Raw genomic sequence first — 16470 nt, forward strand, 5'->3', positions numbered from 1 at the left:
ACGGCCACTGATCCGTCTGCGGCAATGCACAGCAGCTCGCCGGCCGCCGATGGGCGTATCATGGCCGGCGTTCCAATTTCGAGCGGGAGAGTCGTGATGCAAGGTAAGCCACAGGTCGTTGAATACCTGAAAGAACTGTTGCGTGGAGAGCTGGCCGCGCGCGATCAGTATTTCCTGCATTCTCGGATGTATGCCGACTGGGGCTTCAGCAAACTCTACGAGCGCATCAACCACGAGATGGAAGAAGAAACCCAGCACGCCGATGCGCTGCTCAAACGCATCCTGTTCCTCGAAGGAACGCCTGATATGACGCCGGAGACGATGCATCCAGGCCACACTGTGCCGGAGATGCTACGCGCCGATCTGGCATTGGAGTACAAAGTGCGCGAAGCGCTGGCCAAGGGCATCGAGCTGGCTGAACAGCATGGCGACTACCCTACGCGCGACATCCTCGCGGCGCAGCTGATGGATACCGAAGAAGATCATGCCTACTGGCTTGAGCAGCAGCTCGGGCTGATCGATCGGATCGGCCTGCAGAACTATTTGCAGTCGCAGGCTTAGAACGGCCGCTCACCGTTCAGCAGCATCCTCCCGATTCCAGATCCTCGAGGATCGGGCAATCCGGGCGGTCGTCACCGTGGCAATGCTCGATCAGCTGTTGCAGCGTATCGCGCAGGCCCACCAGTTCGGCAATCTTCTGGTTCAGCGCGTCGATATGCGCGCCGGCCAAGGCCTTTACATCGGCACTGGCGCGCTGACGGTCCTGCCATAACGTTAACAGCTTGCCCACTTCCTCCAGGGAAAACCCAAGATCGCGCGAGCGCTTGATGAATGCGAGGCGGTGCAGGTCTTCCTGACCGTAATAGCGATAGCCGTTGGCGCTCCGTCCCGCAGGACTGATCAGGTCGATGGATTCGTAATAGCGAATCATCTTCGCTGAGAGTCCGGTCTTCTTTGCGGCTTGGCCAATGTTCATGATGATATCCCCAGGCGTGTCAGGGTTGTGCTGGAAAGGCGTCGCTGCGCCGGAACGCATACTGCGGGCCTGCTGGTGAGCCAGTGGCCAAGCACAGCGTCATCGTTCTATTCTTCGGGCTTCCAACGCTTGAGCAGCAGCGCATTGCTGACCACGCTGACGCTGGACAACGCCATCGCAGCCCCGGCGACCACCGGGCTGAGAAAGCCCAAGGCCGCCAGCGGGATGCCCACCAGGTTGTAGATAAAGGCCCAGAAGAGGTTCTGCTGGATCTTGCGATAGGTGCGACGGCTGATCTCCAGCGCCGCCGGTACCAGCCGGGGATCACCGCGCATCAGGGTAATGCCCGCGGCGTGCATGGCCACATCGGTGCCGCCGCCCATAGCGATGCCCACATCGGCGGCTGCCAGTGCCGGCGCATCATTGATACCGTCGCCAACCATGGCCACCACCGCGCCGCCTTGTTTCAGCTCGGAAACCGTAGCGGCTTTATCTGCCGGTAATACCTCGGCGTGCACACTGTCGATGTGCAATGCGTCGGCCACCACCCGCGCGCTGCCGCGGTTGTCCCCGGTGATCAGATGGCTGCGGATATGCCGCGCGTTGAGGCTGGCGATGGCCTCGGCTGCTCCCGCTTTGAGGCTGTCACCAAAGGCGAACAGACCGAGTATCTGCGGCTGCGGGGCCGTCTCGATCAGCCAGGACAGTGTACGTCCTTCGGCTTCCCAGGCCTCGGCCTGGGTAGCCAGCTCGCCTGGTTGCAGACCGCTGTCGTCCAGCAGCCGTCGGTTGCCCAACGCCAGTGATCGCCCGTCGAGCTTGCCAGCGATGCCACGACCGGTTAGCGACTGGCTCCTATCCACGTCAGCGATGGTCAAACCCTGTTCCGCACAGCGATCGAGCACCGCCTGTGCCAGCGGATGTTCGCTGCCGCGTTGCAGCGCACCCGCTTGTTGCAGCAGGGCGGCCTCGTTGCCATCTATTGCGTGCAGATGAACGATGCGCGGCTTGCCGGATGTCAGGGTGCCGGTCTTGTCGAAGGCCACGGCACTAACCGCATGTGCGACCTCTAATGCCTCGGCGTCCTTGATCAGAATGCCGTGGCGTGCCGCCACACCCGTGCCCGCCATGATCGCCGCCGGGGTGGCCAGGCCAAGGGCGCAGGGGCAGGCGATTACCAGGACGGCAACGGCGTTGATCAGCGCGACCTCTGCCGGCGCGCCAGCGAGTATCCAGCCGATCAGCGTGAATAGGGCAATGACCAGCACCGCCGGGACGAACACCTGGCTGACCTTGTCCACCAGCTTCTGGATCGGCGCCTTTGCCGCCTGGGCATCCTCGACCAGCCGAATGATGCGCGCCAGCACCGTCTCGCCGCCTAATGCAGTGGTGCGGACCAGCAATCGGCCTTCGCCGTTGATCGCCCCGCCGGTAATGCGATCGCCGGGCACCTTGGCTACGGGCAGACTTTCGCCGCTGATCAGCGCCTCGTCGGCCTGGCTCTCGCCTTCTACCACCTCGCCATCGACAGGGAAGCGTTCCCCGGGCTTGACCAGCACCAGATCGTCCAGCCGCAGCGCGGCGATGGCGATGTCCTCCTCGCGGCCATCAACGACGCGCACCGCGCGATCCGGACGCAACGCTTCTAGAGCGCGGATGGCGGCGCTGGTCTGACGTTTGGCGCGGCTCTCCAGGTATTTGCCCAGCAAGACCAGGGCGATGACCACCGCCGAGGCCTCGAAATACAGGTGCGGCATCTGCCCGGCCGACGCCGCCCACCATTGATAGAGGCTCAGACCGTAGCCGGCGCTGGTGCCGATGGCGACCAGCAGATCCATGTTGCCGGCACCGGCGCGTACGGCCTTCCAGCCAGCGATATAAAAACGCGCACCGAGAATGAACTGCACCGGGGTGGCGAGCGCGAACTGCACCCAGGGTGGCAGCATCCAGTGCAGACCCAGCAGGTCGCCAAACATTGGAATTACCAGCGGTGCAGCCAGTGCCAAGGCAATGATTACGGCCCAGCGCTCTTGGCGTAGGCGGCTTTCGCTGCGGTCCGCATCGGGTGGGATATCGGCGCTCGCCTGTGCCTGATAGCCGGCCGCTTCGACGGCCTGGATCAGGACCGCGGCATCGACAGCGCCAAGTACCTCGACCCGTGCGCGTTCGTTCGCAAGGTTTACCGACGCACTGCGCACGCCTGGGACCTTAAGCAGGGCGCGTTCAACGCGGCCGACGCAGCTGGCGCAGGTCATGCCCTCGATGGTCAGTTCCAAGGTCTGCACCGGCACGCCATAGCCGGCCCTTTCCACCGCCTGCACCAGTCCGGCGAGATCGGCGTCCTTGGCTTCCACTCGCACCTGCTCGGCGGCGAGGTTCACTGCGGCGGTAGCAACGCCTGGCACTTTCAGTAGAGCGCGCTCGACCCGTCCGGCACAGCTGGCGCAGGTCATGCCTGCGATCGGCAAGGTGTAGGTTGCGCTGGTCATTTTTCGCTCCCGGGGGTGATCTGATGCATCGATGGTCAACCTTCACCTAATGGCAAGGTCAAGTCGAGGGTCGGGGTGTCGCAGGCAAGTGTTTGACCTTCCCGGTATGGCAAGGTTGAGCATGCTGATCTCGTCAATAAGCGAAAGGAGCATCCGATGCAGACGTTCAATGTGAGAGGCATGACCTGCGCACACTGCCAGCGCGCAGTGGCCCAGGCGATCCAGTCCCGTGATGCCGCTGCCAAGGTCGACGTCGATCTTGAGGCGGGCATCGTGCGAGTGGATGGAAAACTGGAGGAAGCCAGCATCCGTGAGGCAATCGAGGAAGAAGGCTATGAGGTTCAATGACGGACGGAACGGGCGGCAGCAGGAGGCTGCCGCGTCTGTGTCAGTGAGCGGCGAAACTGTCCCAGTCTCTGACCAGGCCACGGAACACGGGGTCGATCAGGGCGGCGCAGTCCCTTTCCGGATCGAACAAGGTCGGGTCACGGGTCCAGTCGCTGAACAACCCGACGATCAGTGCGTGCAGGGTACGAGCGGCCAGGCGTGGTGAGATGCCCGGGTACAGACTGTCGGCGGCGCGCTCGAGCAGCTTTTCACAAAGGTCGATGAACATATTGATGAACGCATGATGGCGCTCTTCGGCTTCGCGTAGCTCCTCAGTGAACTCGCAGCGGTGCAGCAGAATGGTCATTACGCGGCGCTTCTGTTCATCACGGCCCAGCGCGCTGATCCCTTCGATGCAGAGGTCGCGCAAGGTCCGCAAGGGCTGCTGCTGGGTGCAGCTGCAAAGTCGTTCGGTCATCTGCTCCGGCGGTAGCCGTACCTGATTGAGCATCTCGTGAAACAGGTGAGCCTTGTTTTGAAAGTGCCAATAGACGGCGCCGCGGGTCACCCCGGCATCACGGGCGATCTGATCGAGGCTGGTGTGCGCCACACCCTTGTCCAGAAACAACCGCTCGGCTGATGCGAGCAGAGCAATACGGGTCTTTTCGGCGTCTTCTTTGGTTCTTCGCATGTCTGAGCTACGGCAGCATCGGGCTGCGTTGGGGCCCTTGAAGGGCGGATGATGCGGAGTTGTCCTTCAGACTCTGCAACTTTGGCTGTTTACAATCGTCTTTGTATGTAACAGCATCTCACCATCTCTGTAAATGTTCGATATCAGCCACGACCCGGTCGTGCGCTGGCGAGACGCTTTTTCTTCCTGCGAGTTGCCAATGCCTCTTCCTATTCTGCTCATTCTGGGCGCGCTTAGCGCCTTTGGCCCGTTGGCCATCGATTTCTATCTGCCCGCATTCCCAGCGATGGCGCGGGCTTTCGCCACTGACGTGGAGCATGTTCAGCTGTCGCTGGCGGCGTACTTCATCGGCCTGGCCATTGGTCAGCTGATTTATGGACCTCTGGCGGATCGGTATGGCCGTCGCTGGCCACTGTTGGTTGGTGTCGCATTGTTCACCCTGGCCTCGCTCGCCTGTGCTTTCGCGCCCTCGTTGGACTGGCTGATAGCGGCCCGTTTCGTCCAGGCGCTGGGCGGCTGTGCGGGCATTGTGGTAACACGTGCCGTGGTGCGTGACAGCTGCGATCCGGTACAGAGCGCCAAGGTCTTTTCGCAGCTGATGCTGGTGATGGGGCTGGCGCCGATCCTTGCGCCGTTGGCAGGTGGGGTTTTGATGAATGCCTTTGGCTGGCAGGCGATCTTCGTTTCGCTGACGCTCTTCAGTGCACTCTGCGGTGTTGCGGTCGCGCTGCGGCTGCCGGAAACGCTGCCAGCCGATGCCCCGAAGCATCCGTTGCGCGGCACCTTCGGCCGTTATATCGCCCTGTTCGGCGACCGCGAGTTCATCGCTTTCGCGCTCGCCGGGGGCGTCGCGATGGCGGGTATGTTCGCCTATATCGCCGGTTCGCCGTTCGTCTTCATCGAACTGTACGGCGTTCCGGCTGAGCACTACGGCTGGCTGTTCGGCAGCAACGCCGCGGGTTTCATCCTCGTCTCACAGATCAACGCTCGGCTGTTGCGTCTGCGGGGGCCGGGCTTATGGCTGCGGCGTTTCGTCTGGTTCTACTTCGCTTGTGGGGTGGCACTGCTCGCCGTCGCATTGAGCAGACCGGATGTGCTCTGGCCGCTGCTGATTCCGTTATTCGCGGGCATGGCGAGCCTCGGCAGTATCCTGCCGAACGCCACGGCCTGCGCCATGGCGAAGCAGGGCCAGCAGGCCGGATTGGCGTCGGCGCTGATGGGTAGCCTGCAATTCTGCATCGCCGCCGTTTCGTCGGCTGCGGTCGGTTGGCTGCACAACGGCACGGCCGTACCGATGGCGCTGGTGATCACGGTGTGCGCACTACTGGCGGCGTGTCTGGCCTGGTACACAGGGCAAATCGCCGCTGCGTCGCGCAGTCAGGATGCCGCCTCGTCCTGAGGCGGCACTCGCTGAGTGGTCAGAATCCCTCGAGGACAATCTTCCCCTTGGCCTTGCCGCTTTCGATGAAGGCATGGGCGCGGCGCAGATTCTGTGCGTTGATCGTCCCGTAATGCTCGCCCAGAGTGGTTTTGAGCACGCCGCTGTCGATCAGCTCGGCGACGCGGTTGAGCAGTTCGTGTTGCGCGATCATGTCCGGCGTCTGGTACAGCGAACGGGTGTACATGAACTCCCAGTGCAGCGACAGGCTCTTGCGCTTGAGCAGGCTGATGTCGAGGCTCGCCGGATCGTCGATCAACGCCAGACGGCCCTGAGGCTGCAAGGCCTCGACGATTTGCGGCAGATGCAGGTCGGTGTGGGTCAGGCTGGCCACATGGGTGACGCCAGCGATGCCCAGGCGTTGCAGTTCGGCGGCGAGCGGCTGGCTGTGATCGATCACTTCGTGGGCGCCGAGCTCACGCACCCAGGCCTGGGTATCGCCGCGTGAGGCGCTGCCGATCACCTGGAGTCCGGTCAGCTGCCGTGCCAGTTGGGTGAGGATGGAGCCTACGCCACCGGCCGCGCCGACAATCAGCAGGCGCTGATCGCGATTTTCCTTCCCTTCGCTGATCTGCAGGCGTTCGAACAGCAATTCCCAGGCAGTGATCGAGGTCAGCGGCAGCGCCGCAGCGGCGGCGAAATCGAGACGGGCCGGCTTGCGGCCAACGATGCGTTCGTCCACCAGGTGCAGCTCGCTGTTCGCGCCGGGGCGGTCCAACGCGCCGGCGTAGAACACCTCGTCGCCGGGCTGGAACAGGCTGACATCGCTGCCAACCGCACGCACCACACCCGCCACGTCCCAGCCGAGTACCTGATGCTGGCCCTGGTCCGGCTGCACGCGCATACGGATTTTGGTATCGACCGGGTTCACCGAGATGGCGCGCACCTCGACCAGCAGGTCGCGGGGGCCGGGTGTCGGCTCGGGTAGGTCGATATCGAGCAGTGAGCGTGGATCATCAATGGGTAGCGATTGCTGGTAGCCGATGGCTTTCATGGCAGTTCCTCAAGTTGGAAGGGGATACGTGCCATGTTCGGCTTTCGCGCCGGGAAGAAAAACAGCATATTCTGCAGAGGCTCTTTCAACAGAATATTGAAAATGCTGCGCAGTAATGACTTGCAAGTGTTCGTATTGACCGCTGAGTTGGGGAGCCTTTCTGCTGCCGCTCGCCAGTTGGAATTGTCACCCGCCGTTGCAAGCGCGGCTCTCAAACGGCTTGAGGCTGAGCTGGGTTGCCGTTTGCTGGTGCGCTCGACTCGCAGCCTGAGGCTGACGGGCGAAGGCGAGCTGTATCTGCCTCATGCGCGCTCGGCCTTGCAGAGTCTGGTAGAAGGTCAGCAACTGCTGGCCGGGGGAAAAGCGGTCATCAGCGGCACGCTGCAGTTATCGGCACCGTCGGACTTCGGGCGCAATGTGCTTTTGCCCTGGATGGACGAATTCCAGTTGCGCCATCCGCTGCTGACGCTTCGATTGTTGTTGGCTGATCGCAATGCGGATCTGTTTCGACAGCCGGTCGATATCGCGCTGCGCTACGGCCAACCGGAGGATTCCAGTCTAGTGGCGCTGCCCGTGGCGGCCGCTAATCGACGAGTGCTCTGCGCCGCGCCGAGCTATCTCGCGAACCATGGATCGCCGCGCTCGCTGGCTGCACTCTCCGACCATAATTGCCTGCGCTTCATGCTGGCGGGGCGGGCGCATGAGCGCTGGTGCTTTTACGACGGTCGGCATGAGCTGGAGCAGGTCGTGAGCGGTGATCGAGTCAGTGACGACGCCGATGTGGTGCGACGCTGGGCGTTGGCGGGGCAGGGGCTGGTGTACAAGTCCTGGTTGGACGTTGCCCAGGATGTGCAGGCGGGGCGTTTGGTTGTGCTGTTGCCGGAATTGCTGGGCGAGCCGGCGCCGCTGAATCTGATCTGCGCTCACCGCGCGCATCTGGGCGAAATGGTGCGGTTGCTGCGTGAGCATCTGGTCGAACGGTGCCAGGTGCTGCTTGAGCAAGCACCGTTCACCAGTTGATGCAGGTCGCGCCTGGCTACCCGCTGTTGACTACTTGGCCAAGCGGGCGTCCAGGCTGTTCTGCGCCAGGCGCCGCGCCTGGCTCTCGGTCATGCCCAGGCTATCGTGCAGGGCCATGAAATTCTCGGTGACGTAACCGCCGAAATAGGCCGGGTCGTCCGAATTCACCGTGACTTTCACGCCCTGTTCCAGGAGATTCAGGATGTTGTGCTGGCTCATGTCGTCGAACACGCAGAGCTTGGTGTTCGATAGCGGGCACACCGTGAGCGGAATCTGCTCGTCGATTAGCCGTGCAATCAGCTTCGGATCCTCGGCGGCACGCACGCCATGGTCGATGCGGCTGACCTTGAGCAGGTCCAGTGCCTGCCAGATATAGTCGGGTGGGCCTTCCTCGCCGGCGTGTGCAACCGCGAGAAAACCTTCGGCGCGCGCCTTGGCGAAGACCCGCTCGAATTTGCTGGGTGGATGCCCCATTTCCGAGCTGTCGAGGCCGACCGCGAAGAAGGCATCGCGAAACGGCATCGCCTGTTCCAGCGTCTTGAAGGCCTCTTCCTCGGGCAGGTGACGCAGAAAACTCAGGATCAGACCGCTGCTGATGCCCAATATCTCGCGCCCATCGGCGAGGGCGCCGCTGATGCCGCTCATGGCGACTTCGAACGGAATGCCGCGATCGGTGTGCGTCTGCGGATCGAAGAAAGGCTCGGTGTGCACCACGTTCTGCTCTTCGCACTTCTGCAGGTAGGCCCAGGTCAGGTCGTAGAAATCCTGTTCGGTGCGCAACACGTCGGCGCCGGCATAGTAGAGGTCGAGGAACTCTTGCAGGTTGCCAAAGTTGTAGGCGCTGCGTAGCGCCTCGACGTCGTTCCAGGGGAGGGCGATCTTGTTGCGTTCGGCCAGGCGGAACAGCAGTTCAGGTTCCAGCGAGCCTTCCAGGTGAAGGTGCAATTCGGCTTTGGGCAAGGCATTGAGCCAGTCGTACATGGTCGGGTTCTCGTCATCTGGTTTGCGAGGCATTCTAGTCATGAGTGCCTGCAACCGATATGCCGGTGTGCGGCCTGCTTCGATAGTTGAGCAGGGCAAGATTGCCGGGGCATGGCGGCAAGATGAATAAGCGATGACATTGGCGGAATTTTGATCAGTATCGCCAAGCGCAGCAACCATCAGGGCTCGGCGGGTTATTACCAGGGTTATCCACAGACTTCTCCACCTCTTTCGGGCATAACTATCGAACCGTTTTGCCATGATTGATAGCAAAACGATTGCGCGGTCGAAAAAGTCAAAAAAAGCTTGATATTCATGCGCTTGAGAGTTGCGTCTCAGGCGATAAGGCAGCTTTGTTCAATAAGTGAGCAAGTTTCCGTAAGCCGCGCCGTTTCGGTGATGCAGCCACTCATCAAAAGGTTATCCACAGCGCGCTCCACAAGAAATGTGGGCAATAAACGCGGCGTTGTCAGCATTCAGCATCCGACAGACGGCTCCGTCCGCGGCTGATATCGGCGAGCAGTTGCTGCAGCCCATCGCGTTGTGCACTCGGTAGTGCGAGGACCAGCTCAGCGCCTTGGGCATCGAAGGTTTCGCTTTCGATCAGTGCCTCGTGATCGCCCAGGCGGGCTTTGAGCAGCGCCAGTTCAGCAAAGCGGCAATGGCAGCGGCAGCGAACCCTCACCACCAACGCCAATCGCTCGCCTGCTTGCAGGCATTTCGCCGCGGAGCCGCCATAGGCGCGTGCCAGCCCGCCGGTGCCGAGCTGAATCCCGCCGAACCAGCGCGTCACCACGACGACTACCTGATCGCAGCCCTGGCCTTCGATGGCCGTCAGCATGGGCCTGCCGGCCGTGCCGCCGGGTTCGCCATCGTCACTGAAACGGTACTGATTGCCGATTTTCCAGGCCCAGCAATTGTGCGTGGCGGTGCTGTCGCTGACTGTCTGGATGAACGCCTGCGCGTCCTCCGGTTGAGCGATCGGGGCAGCCCTGGCAAGGAAGCGACTCTTGCGAATCACTTCCTGGTAGTCGCAGGGCATGGCGAGGGTAAAAGGCATAGGCGCTAGGACAGCAGCAAAAGCGTGCATTGTAACGGGTCACCCGGCCCGGTGTGCCGCTCCCGATACCGCCCAGCCACTGACGTGAACTTCCGCGGATGATGCGACACACAACTGTATGCGTCTGACTGTCGGTTCGAGACCAGACGCGACGAATTTCGTGGCTCGGTAGCGTGCGTCAGGCCCATCCGCCCGGTCAAGTGGCCAACCTTCTATCAGCGGAGGCGGCCGCAGATGGTCGGCGTTGCGCATCCCTGCTAACGAAAAAAGATCGGATACCAGAGGCGATCAAGGCCTGCGTTATCTGCCACTTACGGGAGGATCATTTCATGCTCAATTCCACCTACCAATCCTGCATCCAGGCCTGCTCCAATTGCGCCGTTGCCTGCGAGATATGCGCCGCATCCTGCCTGCGCGAGGATGACGTGAAAATGATGGCGCGCTGCATCCAGCTGGACCGCGACTGTGCCGATCTCTGCGCGCTCGCCGCGGTGCTGATGACCCGTGACAGCGGCCTGGCCAAGGAAATGTGCCGCATCTGCGCACAAGCCTGTCGTGAGTGCGCCGAGGAGTGCGGCAAACATCAGATGGATCATTGCCAGGCCTGCGCCGAGGCGTGTCGCAAGTGCGCTGATGAATGTGAAAAGATGGCCGCCTGATCGAAACCACGCTGTACCGTGGGGCCGTGCAGCTATGGCTGCCGGCCCTTTTATTTCAGGCTAGCCAGTCCAGTGTCAGGATCAGCCTGCGCTCCCCGGATCCAACCTGCGGTGAACGGTGAATGATTCCGGCGCCCTCGTTACCCTGCCATTTCTCGCCTTTGAACAATGCGACCTCACCCGCCTGCAGTCGCTCGATGTCCCCTATGTCGGCGGGCTCGGCGCTCGGTTCGCCCAAGCGCTGGCGGAGCATGGCCTCTTCGCGGAGCCACTCGCTGCCGATCCCCGCATAGGTTGTGATCAGACGTAGCGGTACGTGATCCACGTGAAAACGCGGGCACATCGCCTTATCCAGCACGCGCAGGCGCAGCCCGACGCGGCGTGCGTCTATCAGGCAGGCGAACGCGCTCGTCAGCCAGGCGACATCGGCGACAAACCCGGCGTGTCCGGCGATGTCCCGATAGGCCTCCGCCAGGGGAAGAGTCTGCAGGTTGTTTGCATCGGGTTCGAGCGTCAGCGATTCGGCCAGTGGCTGGCCCAGCGCCAACAGGGCCTGGGCGAAGTCTGCGACGGGCTGCGGCAACGGGCGCTGCCACACCGCCAGGTTGACGCCATCGCGCAACGCGTCGCCCAGCACCGCAGGCGTGCTGCCGAACACTTGCTGCGGGTACGGCCGGGCGAGAGAGGGCGCTAGCATCAGGCGACTTCCTGCTGCCACGGGCCGAACGGATCCGGCATGCGCATCCAGCGCTCCGGGCCGAGGTTCCATTCGAGTTCGCTTAGCAGGCACCCATCGAGCTCGGCGCGCAGCCGGTCGAAGTCGATGTTCTGGCCTATGAAGACCAGTTCCTGGCGGCAGTCCCCGCTGTCCTCGTCCCATTTCAGGCGAATGGCGGCGCGCGCATCATTGTCGGTGGGCCACTGCGCTTCTGGTGTGAAGCGCCACCAGCGTCCGGCATATTCGTAACGCATCAGCCCGCCAGCCTGAGACCAGGCACCGGCGTCCTGCGGACGACTGGCCAGCCAGAAGTAGCCCTTGGAGCGCAGCAGGCGGCCATTGGTCCATTCGCGATTGAGGAAGTCGTGAAACCGCTGCGGATGGAAGGGCCGCCGCGCGAGGTAGGCGGTCGACGCGATGCCGTACTCCTCGGTTTCCGGCACGTGCTCGCCGCGCATTTCCTTGAGCCAGCCGGGAGCAAGGGCGGCACGCTCGAAGTCGAAACGGCCGGTATCGAGGATGTGCGCCAGCGGTACGCGGCCCATGCTCATCGGCAGAATCTCGGCGTGGGTATTGAGACGACTGAGGATCGCCGTCAGCTCTGCGCGCTCGGCGCTGGATATCAGGTCGATCTTGCTGATGAGGATGACGTCGGCGAATTCGACCTGTTCGATCAGCAGGTCGGTAATCGAACGTTCGTCCTCTTCGCCGAGGGTTTCGCCACGGCTTGCCAGGCTCTCGGCAGCATGAAAGTCCTGTAGGAAATTCACGCCGTCGACTACCGTCACCATCGTGTCCAACCGCGCCAGATCCGCGAGACTCTGTCCCTCGTCGTCCCGGAAGGTGAAGGTTTCAGCCACCGGCAAGGGTTCGGAGATGCCGGTGGACTCGATCAGCAGATAGTCGAAACGGCCTTCGCGAGCCAGCTTGCCGACCTCCTCGAGCAGGTCTTCGCGCAACGTGCAGCAGATGCAGCCGTTGCTCATCTCCACGAGTTTTTCCTCGGCGCGGTTGAGGCTGACGTCGCGCTGGACCTCGCTGCCGTCAATGTTGATTTCGCTCATGTCATTGACGATGACCGCCACCCGGCGGCCTTCGCGATTCTTCAGGATGTGGTTGAGCAGGGTGCTCTTGCCGGCACCCAGAAAGCCGGACAGCACGGTGACAGGGAGGCGATTCATGGTGATTTCTCAGGCGGTTCGTTGGTGTTTTTCGCGCTGTTCCTGGCGCTCTTTCGCTTCAATGCAGAGCGTGGTGGTGGGGCGTAGCAACAGCCGTTTCAGCCCGATGGGCTCGCCGGTTTCGGCGCACCAGCCGTATTCGCCGCGGGCGAGGCTGTCCAGCGAATCATCGATCTTGTCGAGCAGCTTCTTCTCCCGTTCCAGCAAGCGCAGCTGCCATTGGCGCTGCTCTTCGGCGGTGCCGATATCGGACGGATCGCTGCTCGGCTCCTGCTCGCGTAGCGCCTGGAACTCCTCGGCGATACGCGCCTGCAGCTCGGCACGCTGGTGCAGCAGTAAGGAGCGGAAAAAGGCTTGCTGAGCCTCGTTCATATAGGCGTCGGCGGGTTGGGCGAGGAGTTCGGCTTCGGTCATGGGTGGCACGTGAATATCAAGATTTGATAAAAGTTATAACATAACATTACGGCGTTAGCCAATACGATCATCGAATGGCCGGTAAACAGCTTTCAACAGACGCTGTGCCTGACGAGGCGTAGGGAATCGAGGAGGGAGTTAGATGACGAGCAAAGAGCGGATCATCCAGCTTCTACAATGAATCGCGGCAGCGCCTGCGCTTACTGATAGCAAACAGGATTCAGCTGTGCCGAAGGCATACGCTGCGGATACGATCTACTGATTAGATGAAAGGAACGGTAATGTTCGAAGTAAAGGCAACCCAACATGTTCTGGCAGTCAATGACCTGGAACGTACCGAGCAATATTTCCTCAACGAACTTGGTTTTTCACTTCGATTTCGCGTGGAGGGCTGGTCGTTCGTCAGCCTGGGTAGTTTTCACGTGATGTTGGGGCACTGTGGCGACCAACTGCCGGCCCGTGATACGCATGACCATGCCTACTTCGCCTATGTGAATTGTGAAGGCATCGACGATCTTTACCGCGACTACCGGCAGCGCGACGTCATCGTTTTCCAACCCATATCCGACAAGCCGTGGGGAATGCGTGAGTTTGGCGTGGCCACACCAGAGGGGCACCGGATCGTGTTTGGCCAGGATATGCAAAGCGGTGGTTCTGTCCTGTAGACGAGACGCCATGAACGAGATGACTCGAATCCGCTTCTCCGAAATCGAACAGTTCGTGCCCGCGCGACCGGGTATCTATGAGATCCACAGCGTGGACGGGATACCTTTGAAAGTGGGTATCGGCGTCAATTTGCGAAAGCGGCTTATTCAGCATCGGAGGTCGCGGCAGAGCCGCCTGATTCTCAAGGCCGGCGGCGACTGGAGCAATCCGGCCGATGCTCGGAGCAGTCAGTCGATTCTGGCGAAGCATCTGTTTTCTGCCGGGAAATAGATGGATTCGATCTCACCTGTGAGGCCGGCCGGCAGGCGTTCCTCGAGCAGCGCTGCTACATCCTTTTTTGTCCCACTACGACGCGTGAGGAGGCGCACGAATTAGAACGGTTAGAGGTGAGCGGTGCTTTTCTGTTTACAGGACCGGTATACCCCAGCGATCTGGTGACGCTGCCCAACTGGGCTGCAGGCCTCCTTCAGGCCACCTGCCGCTTCCGATAAGCCTCGCCGATCTGCACCAGCACAACCAAGGTCACGATCGGCAGAAGCCCGACGTTAACAGCGGACCAGCCCGCTCCTGCGATAAGCGCGCCAGAGGCGAAGGACATCACGGCCGCCACGCTGCCGTTGCTCAACTCCATCAGGCCCTGCGCCCGGGCCCGCTCTTCCGGCCTGTGGCCCTGGCCCAGTTGGGTGGTACCGGCGACCAGCATGAGGTTCCAGCCGATACCGAGCAGGCAGCTGCTGATCATGAAGTGCCAGTGGCTGAGGCCGAGCAGGGCGACGACTGCACTGGATATCAGCAAACCGCCACCGACGCACGCCACCAGCCGACTGCCCAGTCTGTCTACCAGCGGACCGGCGATGAATGCAGGCAGGAACATCCCGAGCATGTGCCACTGGATTACCTGGCTGCTGGCCTGAAGATCCATGCCTTCAGCGTGCATCGCCAATGGGGTCGCGTTCATGACCAGGATCATCAGACCATGGCCGGCTGCGGTAGTCAGTACGGCAGCTCTGACGGTGGGCCGTGTGAGCAACTCGCGCCATGAGACGGCCGCCGAGGCGACGGGCGAAGCAGTCGTTCCGCTACCAGGCTTCAAGCCAGCCAGGATGACGAATCCAATTGCGGCCAATGCGGCGATCAGCAAGTAGGCGCCGGCGAAGGGCGTCGTGACCAGCCCGCTTGCCGCAGTACCAAGTGCCGGCGCAATCAGGGCGGCAACCACGCCACCGCCGATTACGCAGGCGGTGGCCCGACCCTTGAACGCTTCCGCCACCGATTCCAGGGCGGCAAAGCGGTAATACATGGCCGAGGCCTGATAGGCCCCGATGGGCAGCGCACCGAGGCAGAGCAGGGTGAAGCTGTCGAGCCAGAGCGAAAGTGCGCTCAGCAGACCACCCAGTACGCCGGCCAGCGCGCCGAACAGGAAGCCGACCCTGCGACCACGGTGCTGCATGAGCCCGGCGATGGGTTGCAAGGCGAGCAGGCCGCCCAGCATCAGCAGGGCGAGTGGCAGAGTCGCCAGACCGGCAAAGGGGGCAAGTCGCAGGCCGACGATGGACGTGAGGATGATGCCAATCATCGAGCAGGACCAGTACAGCGCCTGGGCGGCGAACAAGCGAAAAATCTGGGCGTTGCTGAATAAGAGGGGCACGGGGTTCGTCCTTTGTCTGGAGATAAGCGGGGACAGCCACGCCTGGCTTGGCGCCGCGTGCGTGAGCAAACATGTGTTCGAAGCGGGTGATGCTCGGCTGGGGTTGCCGATCAGCCGAAACGCTGGAAAAAGTCTCGAGGGCTCACCGACAAATGTTTCTGGAAGGTGCGCCTGAGGTTTTCCGGATGGCCGAAGCCGGTCAGCCGCGACACCGTCGCGATCGATGTTTCCGCGCTCAGCAACAGGCTCCGCGCGGCCTCCAGCCGTACGCGCTCGATATATTGTCCTGGCCCCATGCCCACTTCCTGACTGAACAGGCGGCACAGGGTGCGCGGGGTCATGTGCGCCTGTTCGGCCAAGGCTTCGATGGAAAGATCGTCACCCAGGTGACCAGGAATCCATTCGAGCAGCGCGGCGAGCCGTGCCACGGCGCCGGTTGGCGTGGCCAGCATGGGGCTGAACTGCGTCTGCCCGCCTGGCCTTCGCAAAAACATCACCAGCCGCTGAGCGACCGAGAGGGCCAAGGCGCGCCCCAGATCGGCCTCGACCAGGGCCAGCGCGAGGTCGATACCCGCGGTGACCCCGGCCGAACTGAACAGGTGGGCGGTCGCCGGATCCTTCGGGTCATAGGTGTGCAGACGGTCGCCTTGTACGTCCACGGCTGAGTACTCGCCGAGCGCCTGCAAGTCGGCCCAGTGGGTGGTCGCCTTGCGCCCATCGAAAAGCCCGGCTTCGGCCAGGACCAAGGCCCCGGAGCACACCGATCCCAGTCGTCGCACATGCGGTTCGGCGCGTCGCAGCCAGTCGAGCAATGGGCGATTGCGCAGCTGCGCTTTCACGCCATTGCCTCCCGGAATCAGCAGCGTGTCCAGCGTGGCCGGATCTATGCTGGACCAATCCATGTCGGCGACCAGCTTCAATCCTGCAGAGGTCGGGAAGGGGCCGGGCTGCTCGCCGATCAGCAGCAATTGGTAATGAGCCGGCAAGCCCTGGCGCTGGCGCTCGACATTGGCCGAGGCGAACACCTGCATCGGGCCGGTGACATCGAGGCTCATCACATCCGGGTAAACCAGGCAGGCAACGGTGCGAGTGGTGTCCATCGCGGCACCTCTACAGGGAAGGTGCTGGCAGTCTGCGATGGCGGCGTGTATGTCGCAATGACAAGGTTCACACGGATCTTGCCATTGCAATAATTTCAATGGCCTGGA

18 protein-coding genes are annotated in these 16470 nt (G+C 62.1%); 7 read left to right on the forward strand and 11 right to left on the reverse strand.

Annotated features, from left to right (window positions below):
- Positions 1–96: 96 nt before the first annotated feature.
- The gene (bfr, locus tag UF78_RS04220) at positions 97–561 is read left to right on the forward strand and encodes a bacterioferritin (protein WP_045160787.1); all 465 of its coding nucleotides are present in this window, start codon (positions 97–99) and stop codon (positions 559–561) included.
- Positions 562–577: 16 nt separating this feature from the next.
- On the opposite strand, the gene cueR is transcribed toward bfr, so the two are convergent.
- Together cueR and UF78_RS04230 are read right to left on the reverse strand one after the other, a co-directional pair.
- Positions 578–976 carry a Cu(I)-responsive transcriptional regulator gene (gene cueR / locus UF78_RS04225; protein ID WP_045160788.1) on the reverse strand — a complete coding sequence of 133 codons (399 nt, stop codon included), beginning with the start codon at positions 974–976 and terminating at the stop codon, positions 578–580.
- 107 nt (positions 977–1083) lie between these two features.
- Positions 1084–3465: a heavy metal translocating P-type ATPase gene (locus UF78_RS04230; RefSeq protein ID WP_045160789.1), complete on the reverse strand. Its 2382-nt coding sequence runs from the start codon at positions 3463–3465 to the stop codon at positions 1084–1086.
- A 156-nt stretch (positions 3466–3621) separates the two neighbouring features.
- Between UF78_RS04230 and UF78_RS04235 the strand changes: the two genes are divergently transcribed.
- A complete protein-coding gene (locus UF78_RS04235; RefSeq protein ID WP_045160790.1) occupies positions 3622–3813 on the forward strand; it encodes a heavy-metal-associated domain-containing protein in 192 nt (63 codons plus the stop codon).
- A 40-nt stretch (positions 3814–3853) separates the two neighbouring features.
- Here UF78_RS04235 and UF78_RS04240 read toward each other — a convergent pair whose 3' ends face one another.
- Positions 3854–4483 (reverse strand): TetR family transcriptional regulator, encoded by a 630-nt coding sequence (locus tag UF78_RS04240; RefSeq protein WP_045160791.1) that lies wholly within the window; start codon positions 4481–4483, stop codon positions 3854–3856.
- Between the two features lie 199 nt (positions 4484–4682).
- On the opposite strand from UF78_RS04240, the gene UF78_RS04245 reads away from it, so the two are divergent.
- Positions 4683–5882 (forward strand): Bcr/CflA family multidrug efflux MFS transporter, encoded by a 1200-nt coding sequence (locus UF78_RS04245; RefSeq protein WP_045160792.1) that lies wholly within the window; start codon positions 4683–4685, stop codon positions 5880–5882.
- 19 nt (positions 5883–5901) lie between these two features.
- Here UF78_RS04245 and UF78_RS04250 read toward each other — a convergent pair whose 3' ends face one another.
- Positions 5902–6915, reverse strand: coding sequence for a zinc-binding alcohol dehydrogenase family protein (locus UF78_RS04250; RefSeq protein ID WP_045160793.1), 1014 nt, complete (start codon positions 6913–6915; stop codon positions 5902–5904).
- A gap of 102 nt (positions 6916–7017) precedes the next feature.
- On the opposite strand from UF78_RS04250, the gene UF78_RS04255 reads away from it, so the two are divergent.
- Positions 7018–7935 carry a LysR family transcriptional regulator gene (locus UF78_RS04255; RefSeq protein ID WP_045160794.1) on the forward strand — a complete coding sequence of 306 codons (918 nt, stop codon included), beginning with the start codon at positions 7018–7020 and terminating at the stop codon, positions 7933–7935.
- 30 nt (positions 7936–7965) lie between these two features.
- Here UF78_RS04255 and UF78_RS04260 read toward each other — a convergent pair whose 3' ends face one another.
- Both UF78_RS04260 and UF78_RS04265 read right to left on the reverse strand, forming a co-directional pair.
- On the reverse strand, positions 7966–8916 hold the full coding sequence (locus UF78_RS04260) for an adenosine deaminase (RefSeq protein ID WP_045160795.1): 951 nt from the start codon (positions 8914–8916) through the stop codon (positions 7966–7968).
- Positions 8917–9385: 469 nt separating this feature from the next.
- Entirely contained in the window at positions 9386–9976 is a 591-nt protein-coding gene (locus tag UF78_RS04265) for an IMPACT family protein (RefSeq protein WP_045160796.1), read from the reverse strand.
- A 329-nt stretch (positions 9977–10305) separates the two neighbouring features.
- On the opposite strand from UF78_RS04265, the gene UF78_RS04270 reads away from it, so the two are divergent.
- Positions 10306–10635: a four-helix bundle copper-binding protein gene (locus UF78_RS04270; protein ID WP_045160797.1), complete on the forward strand. Its 330-nt coding sequence runs from the start codon at positions 10306–10308 to the stop codon at positions 10633–10635.
- A 55-nt stretch (positions 10636–10690) separates the two neighbouring features.
- Here the strand turns inward: UF78_RS04270 and UF78_RS04275 are convergent, their stop codons facing one another.
- From UF78_RS04275 to dksA, 3 genes are read right to left on the reverse strand one after another with little or no spacing between them, the layout of a single operon-like run.
- Positions 10691–11332 carry a DUF1826 domain-containing protein gene (locus UF78_RS04275; protein ID WP_045160798.1) on the reverse strand — a complete coding sequence of 214 codons (642 nt, stop codon included), beginning with the start codon at positions 11330–11332 and terminating at the stop codon, positions 10691–10693.
- Positions 11332–12534, reverse strand: a complete 1203-nt coding sequence (gene zigA / locus UF78_RS04280; RefSeq protein WP_045160799.1) for a zinc metallochaperone GTPase ZigA — start codon at positions 12532–12534, stop codon at positions 11332–11334. The genes UF78_RS04275 and zigA overlap by 1 nt, the downstream gene beginning before the upstream one ends.
- A gap of 9 nt (positions 12535–12543) precedes the next feature.
- Entirely contained in the window at positions 12544–12948 is a 405-nt protein-coding gene (dksA, locus tag UF78_RS04285) for an RNA polymerase-binding protein DksA (RefSeq protein ID WP_045160800.1), read from the reverse strand.
- Positions 12949–13229: 281 nt separating this feature from the next.
- Between dksA and UF78_RS04290 the strand changes: the two genes are divergently transcribed.
- On the forward strand, positions 13230–13613 hold the full coding sequence (locus UF78_RS04290) for a VOC family protein (RefSeq protein ID WP_045160801.1): 384 nt from the start codon (positions 13230–13232) through the stop codon (positions 13611–13613).
- Between the two features lie 10 nt (positions 13614–13623).
- Entirely contained in the window at positions 13624–13884 is a 261-nt protein-coding gene (locus tag UF78_RS23080; protein ID WP_230623567.1) for a hypothetical protein, read from the forward strand.
- Between the two features lie 196 nt (positions 13885–14080).
- On the opposite strand, the gene UF78_RS04300 is transcribed toward UF78_RS23080, so the two are convergent.
- Positions 14081–15262 (reverse strand): MFS transporter, encoded by a 1182-nt coding sequence (locus UF78_RS04300; protein ID WP_045160802.1) that lies wholly within the window; start codon positions 15260–15262, stop codon positions 14081–14083.
- Between the two features lie 110 nt (positions 15263–15372).
- The gene (locus tag UF78_RS04305; RefSeq protein ID WP_045160803.1) at positions 15373–16362 is read right to left on the reverse strand and encodes a GlxA family transcriptional regulator; all 990 of its coding nucleotides are present in this window, start codon (positions 16360–16362) and stop codon (positions 15373–15375) included.
- Positions 16363–16470: the final 108 nt, after the last annotated feature.

Origin of the sequence: Stutzerimonas stutzeri, from assembly GCF_000952685.1 — a bacterium.
Taxonomy (GTDB): domain Bacteria; phylum Pseudomonadota; class Gammaproteobacteria; order Pseudomonadales; family Pseudomonadaceae; genus Stutzerimonas; species Stutzerimonas stutzeri_E.